Below are 5,317 nucleotides of genomic sequence, written 5' to 3'. Positions count from 1 at the left end.
GTCCAACGACGAGGGCGCGGAGCTGGAGCTCCCGTTCCTGGACGACCTCGCGGGGCTCGTGTGGGCGGCGAACCAGGGCGCGCTCGAGCTGCACACGCCGCAGTGGCGGGTCGGTCCGCGCGGCAAGGTGCACAAGCCGGACCGGCTGGTGGTCGACCTGGACCCGGGCGCGCCCGCGGGACTGACCGAGTGCGCGGCCGTGGCGCACCTCGTCGCCGACCGGCTGCGCGAGGACGGGCTGGACGTCACGGTGCCGGTCACGTCCGGCAGCAAGGGGATGCAGCTGTACGCGCCCCTGCCGGGCACGCAGAGCGTGATGGAGGTCCGGCAGTACGCGCGCGACGTCGCCTACGAGATCGCGGCGGCGCACCCCGGCCAGGTCGTCGCGATCATGAAGAAGGACCTGCGCGGCGGCAAGGTGCTCATCGACTGGTCGCAGAACCACCCCGCGAAGACGACGATCACGCCGTACTCGCTGCGGGGTCGGGACGTTCCGCACGTGGCCGCGCCGCGCTGGTGGGACGAGATCGGCCCGGGACTGATGCAGCTGGGCCCCGACGAGGTCGCGGCGCGTTACGCCGAGCGCGGAGATCCGTTCGCCTGAGCCCGTTCGGATGGCGGCCCGCGTCGACGTTTGGCAGCGTGGTCGGTAGTTCGGGAAGACACCCCGCGAACTGCACCGAAGGAGCTGTCATGGCGTTGCCCAAGTACACCGTCCCGTCCCTGACCCCGAAGGAGGGCGCGCAGGTCGCCGCCGTCCTGCAAGAGCGGCTGGACGCCCTCAACGACCTCGCGCTGACGCTCAAGCACATCCACTGGAACGTGGTCGGTCCGCACTTCATCGCGGTGCACGAGATGCTCGACCCGCAGGTCGACGCGGTCCGGCTCATGGTCGATGCCATCGCCGAGCGGATCGCCACGCTGGGAGTCGCGCCCGTCGGCACCCCCGGCGCGCTGGTGAAGAACCGCACGTGGGACGACTACTCGATCGGCCGCGACAGCGCGATCGCCCACCTCGGAGCGCTCGACGTGGTCTACGTGGGCGTCATCGAGGCGCACCGCAAGGCGGCCAAGGACGTCGAGGAGCTGGACGACGTCACCAACGACCTGCTCATCGGGCACCTGCACGAGCTGGAGCTCTTCCACTGGTTCGTCCGCGCCCACCTGGAGTCCGTCGGCGGTGCGCTCACGACCGGCCAGTCCGAGACCGAGAAGGCCTCTGCACGGAAGGCCGCCGCCAAGGACGTCGCGTGACGCCTCCCCCCAGCGCCCGGCCCGTCGTCGGCTCGTCCCGCGGCGGGCCGGTGCTCCGCTCGGCGCGTCCGGCCGGTCCGACGTCGGCGATCCCGCGCACCCACCTCGCCGCCCGCCTCGAGGACGGGTTCGACCGCGCCGTCGCCGGCGGCCTGCGGCGCCGCGGATGGACCGTCCGCATCGAGCCGTACGCGGGGTACGGCGCGCCCGGGTGGGTGCGCGTGCTGGCCCGCACGGTGCTGGCGGCACCGCACGTCGGGGACGACGACCTTCCCGGTGCCGGGTCGGACGCCCAGGTCGGCGCCCGGTCGGCCAGCGCCGTGCGCGGCTGGCGCAGCTTTGCGACCGCCCAGGTGTCCGGCGCCGAGCTCGAGGTCCAGGTCGGGGACCGGACCCACCACGTGGTGACCGACCGCGGCGGGTACGTGGACGCCGTCCTCGCGGCGGACCTCACGCCCGGCTGGCACGACGTCCGGCTCACCACGACGGACGGCAGGGTCGCGCTCGCCCCGGTGCACGTGATCGGGCCGGGGAGCCGGTTCGGCATCGTCAGCGACATCGACGACACCGTCATGGTCACCCGCCTGCCCCGGCCCCTCGTGGCCGCGTGGAACGTGCTGATGCGGCACGAGAACGCCCGCGAGCCCGTGCCGGGGATGGCGCGCCTCTACAGCGAGCTGCGCGCCGGCGGCCAGGAGGTCCCGGTCGTCTACCTGTCGACGGGCGCCTGGAACGCGGCGCCGGCGATCGCCCGGTTCCTGCGCCGGTGGCGCTACCCGGCCGGCCCGCTGCTGCTGACGGACTGGGGCCCGACGAACAGCGGCTGGTTCCGCAGCGGCCCCGCGCACAAGGTCGCCCAGCTGCGACGGCTCTTCGAGGAGCTGCCGGACGTCCGCTGGATGCTGGTGGGCGACGACGGCCAGCGCGACCCGCAGATCTACGCGGGAGCGGCCCAGCGCTTCCCGGACCACGTGCAGGCGATCCTGATCCGGCAGCTGACCTTCAGCGAGCACGTGCTGGCGCACGGCGTCCCGGCGCCGACCACGGAGGCGGTGCGCGCGGAGCAGGCCGCGGCGCGCCGGCCTGACGGCGTCCCGGTCATCCAGGGAGCCGACGGTCAGACGCTCCTGCAGGGTGTGTGGGAGTGCGGGGTCCGGCTGGGCTAGAGACGCTCGGGGTCGTCCCACTCGTCGCTGCTGGCGATGGCCTCGTCGTCGGCCTCGAGCTCGACGGCGTGGAGGGACCGCGGGGCGCGGTCGGGGTTGCCACCGGATCGTGCGTCGGCAGCATCGAGCTCCGCCTGGGCGTGCTCGCGGTCGGCGAGGTGCTCGGCGGCAGGGTCGGACGTCAGGTCGCGGTCGCGGCTCATGCTCCGGTTCTACCGCTCGCCGACCCCCTGTGCACGCGGCGACCAGCACCTGGTCCGGTCCGTCCCGAGACGGGCTAAACGATTCGCGACCTGCTGCGGCTGCGGAGCGCGTCGATACGGTCGCGGCGGCCGTCGCCCCGCGGTGGCCCTCAGGGTCCCCGGGCAAGGCCGCCCGGTGCCCTCCCGCCCTCACGAAGGAGTGCCGCGGATGCCCGCCCCCTCGCTCGTACCCCGCACCCCGGCCCGGCTCGCGGCCGTCGCCGCCGCGAGCGCCCTGGTCGCCTGCGCGTTCGTCGCCGTCGCCACCCAGGAACCCGCGCACGCCGCGACGACCCCGTACACGTGGGGCAACGTCGAGGTGGTCGGGGGTGGGTTCGTCCCCGGCATCGTCTACAACCAGTCGGAGAAGGGGCTCGTGTACGCCCGGACCGACATCGGCGGCGCCTACCGCCTCGACCAGACAACCACGCGGTGGGTTCCGCTGCTCGACAGCATCGGCTGGTCCGACTGGGGGCACAACGGCGTCCTGTCGCTGGCCACCGACCCGGTGAACCCGAACAAGGTGTTCGTCGCGACGGGCATGTACACGAACGGCTGGGACCCGAACAACGGCGCGATCCTGCGCTCGTCCGACCGCGGAGCCACGTGGGCGACGACCGCCCTGCCGTTCAAGGTCGGCGGCAACATGCCCGGCCGCGGCATGGGCGAGCGCCTGCAGGTGGACCCCAACGACGACCGCGTCCTGTACTTCGGGACCGAGGGCGGCAACGGCCTGTGGCGGAGCACCGACTCGGGTGTCACCTGGGCGAAGGTCTCGAGCTTCACCAACGTGGGCACCTACGTGCAGGACCCGAGCGACCCCAACGGGTACCTGACCACCAACCAGGGCGTCGTGTGGGTCACGTTCGACCCGACCAGCGGCACCAAGGGCTCCCCCACCAGGACGATCTACGTGGGCGTCGCCGACAAGGACAACACCGTCTACCGGTCGACCGACGCGGGGGCGACCTGGTCGCGGGTCGCCGGCCAGCCGACCGGGTTCATCGCGCACAAGGGCGTCTTCGACTCCGTCGGCAAGCAGCTCTACATCGCCACGAGCGACACCGGCGGTCCGTACGACGGCGGCCACGGCGACCTCTGGAGGCTCGACGCGGCGACCGGGGTCTGGACCCAGATCAGCCCCGTGCCCTCCAGCAGCAGCGACAACTACTTCGGGTACAGCGGCCTGACCATCGACCGCCAGCACCCGAACACGATCATGGCCGTCACGCAGATCTCGTGGTTCCCGGACATCCAGGTGTTCCGGTCCACCGACCGCGGCGCCACGTGGTCCCGGATCTGGGACTGGAACGGCTACCCGGACCGGACGCTGCGCTACTCCCTCGACATCTCGGGGGCGCCGTGGCTCGACTTCGGCAAGCGGGCCGCTCCCCCGGAACCGAGCCCGAAGCTGGGCTGGATGACCGAGTCCTTCGAGATCGACCCGTTCGACTCGAGCTCGTTCCTCTACGGCACAGGCGCGACGGTCTACGGCGGCTCCAACCTCACCGCGTGGGACACCGGCGGCAAGGTCGCCATCGGCGTGCGGGCGCAGGGGCTCGAGGAGACGGCCGTGCTCGACCTGGCCTCTCCCCCGGGCGCCACGCAGCTGATCTCGGGGCTCGGGGACATCGGCGGGTTCGTGCACAGCGACATCACCAAGGTCCCGCCGGCGTACTCGTCGACCGCGCCCGCCCTGGGCTCGATCACCGGCGTGGACTTCGCCGAGAAGACGCCCGCAACGATGGTCCGGGTGGGCAAGGGCGACGCCGGGGTGTCGCGGATCGGCATCTCGACGTCGGGCGGCAGCTCGTGGTGGGCCGGCCAGGAGCCCCCCGGCGTGACCGGTCCGGGCACGATCGCGATCGGTGCGGACGGCGGCCGCATCGTCTGGAGCACCGACGGCGGCGGCGTCTACACGTCCTCGACGCTGGGCTCGAGCTGGACGAGGTCGACGGGGGCACCCATCGGTGCGCGCGTCGAGTCGGACCGCGTCAACCCGCTGAAGTTCTACGCGTTCTCGGCGGGCACGTTCTGGACCTCGGTCGACGGCGGCGTGACGTTCACGGCGTCGAAGGCCACGGGTCTGCCCGCGGCGGGTCCCGCGCGCTTCTCCGCGGTCTTCGGCCGCGAGGGCGACGTCTGGCTCGCGGGCGGTGACGACAAGGGCGGCGCCTACGGCCTGTGGCACTCGACCGACTCGGGCGCGACCTTCACCAAGAATGCGGCGGTCGAGCAGGGCGACACCGTGGGGTTCGGCAAGGCAGCGCCCGGCGCGACCTACCCGGCGATCTACACGTCCTCGAAGATCGGCGGGGTGCGCGGCATCTTCCGCTCGATCGACGCCGGCGCCACCTGGGTCCGGATCAACGACGACCAGCACCAGTGGGGCTGGACCGGCGAGAACGTCATCGGTGACCCCGACGTGTACGGCCGGGTGTACGTCGCGACGAACGGCCGCGGCATCGTCGTCGGCAACCTGACGGGCACCGACCCCACGACGTCACCGACGCCGACGCCCACCCCGACGACCCCGAAGCCGACGGCTTCACCGACGCCGACGGCCACCCCAACGCCGACGCCGACGCCGACGGTCATCCCCACGACGCCGGCGGCGGCCTGCACCGTGAGGTACACGACGTCCGACTGGAACAC

Annotated in this window: 5 protein-coding genes; 4 read left to right on the top strand and 1 reads right to left on the bottom strand. The window is 72.8% G+C overall.

Annotated features, from left to right (window positions below; genetic code table 11):
* The 3 genes from ligD to ACXJKG_RS19080 form a co-directional block, all read left to right on the top strand.
* On the top strand, positions 1-604 hold a 604-nt coding region (ligD, locus tag ACXJKG_RS19090; protein WP_456847312.1), incomplete at its 5' end, for a non-homologous end-joining DNA ligase LigD.
* Between the two features lie 89 nt (positions 605-693).
* Complete coding sequence (locus ACXJKG_RS19085; RefSeq protein WP_456847311.1) at positions 694-1,254, top strand: Dps family protein; 561 nt, start codon at positions 694-696, stop codon at positions 1,252-1,254.
* Positions 1,251-2,420 (top strand): App1 family protein, encoded by a 1,170-nt coding sequence (locus ACXJKG_RS19080; RefSeq protein ID WP_456847310.1) that lies wholly within the window; start codon positions 1,251-1,253, stop codon positions 2,418-2,420. The genes ACXJKG_RS19085 and ACXJKG_RS19080 overlap by 4 nt, the downstream gene beginning before the upstream one ends.
* On the opposite strand, the gene ACXJKG_RS19075 is transcribed toward ACXJKG_RS19080, so the two are convergent.
* Entirely contained in the window at positions 2,417-2,623 is a 207-nt protein-coding gene (locus ACXJKG_RS19075; protein WP_456847309.1) for a hypothetical protein, read from the bottom strand. The genes ACXJKG_RS19080 and ACXJKG_RS19075 overlap by 4 nt on opposite strands.
* 208 nt (positions 2,624-2,831) lie before the next feature.
* On the opposite strand from ACXJKG_RS19075, the gene ACXJKG_RS19070 reads away from it, so the two are divergent.
* On the top strand, positions 2,832-5,317 hold a 2,486-nt coding region (locus tag ACXJKG_RS19070; protein ID WP_456847308.1), incomplete at its 3' end, for a xyloglucanase.

It is taken from the genome of Cellulomonas sp. P5_C6 (assembly GCF_054049635.1).
This window is presented reverse-complemented; position numbering and strand designations above follow the sequence as displayed.